This window comes from Vibrio sp. 704 (assembly GCF_033339295.1).
In genome coordinates this window covers 1-1,077 of record NZ_JAWOUH010000117.1, presented here as the reverse complement: position 1 = coordinate 1,077, position 1,077 = coordinate 1, and the positions used below count along the sequence as shown (strand labels likewise).

General features: G+C 52.5%; 1 protein-coding gene. It reads left to right on the top strand.

Annotation, left to right across the window (positions count from 1 at the left end; translation table 11 throughout):
* Window positions 1-1,077 (top strand): peroxidase family protein (locus R7R24_RS24845; protein WP_318119762.1); only part of this gene is annotated, 1,077 nt, incomplete at both ends.

Here is a 1,077-nt window from a genome sequence, read left to right as displayed (position 1 = left end):
TGAACGGGATTTAGAGAATCCACTCGCCGCTGTGATGATGGGCTTAATTTATGTCAACCCAGAAGGCATCGATGGACAGCCGGATCCACTCAAAACCGCGCACGACGTACGAGTTACGTTCGCTCGAATGGCGATGAATGATGAAGAAACCGTTGCCCTAACCGCTGGTGGCCACACCGTAGGTAAAGCGCATGGTAACGGTGATGCAGCCAATTTAGGCCCAGAGCCAGAAGGTGCCGACATTCACGACCAAGGATTAGGTTGGTTAAACAAGACAACCCGCGGCGTAGGCAACAACGCGGTCACCAGTGGGATTGAAGGCGCATGGACAAGCCAGCCAACGCAATGGGATAACGGCTATTTTCATCTGCTGTTAAATTACGATTGGGAACTGAAAAAAAGCCCAGCCGGCGCATGGCAATGGGAACCTATCGACATTAAAGAGGAAGACAAACCGGTCGATCCTGAAAACCCTAACGTTCGGCATAACCCAATCATGACCGACGCCGATATGGCGATGAAGATGGATCCGGAGTATCGCAAAATCTCAGAACGCTTCCATAGCGACCCGGCCTATTTCGCCGACACCTTTGCTCGGGCTTGGTTTAAATTAACGCACAGAGACATGGGGCCTAAGGCTCGCTACATCGGCCCTGATGTTCCGCAAGAAGACCTCATCTGGCAAGATCCGGTTCCTCACGGCAACGCAAACTACGATGTAGACGCGGTAAAAGCCAAAATCGCAGCCAGTGGGTTATCGGTTAGTGACATGGTCACAACCGCTTGGGACAGTGCACGCACGTTCCGTCAGTCTGACAAACGTGGTGGCGCAAACGGCGCTCGTATTCGCTTAGCACCACAAAAAGACTGGCAAGGTAACGAGCCAGAGCGTCTAAATCGTGTTCTTGCTGTGCTTGAGAGCATCGCAGCAGAAGAGGGCTGTAGCGTTGCTGATGCTATCGTGCTTGCTGGTAACGTAGGTATTGAACTGGCTGCGCGAGCAGCGGGTCATGATGTATCTGTGCCTTTCGCACCAGGTAGAGGCGATGCTTCTCAAGATATGACGGATGTGGAATC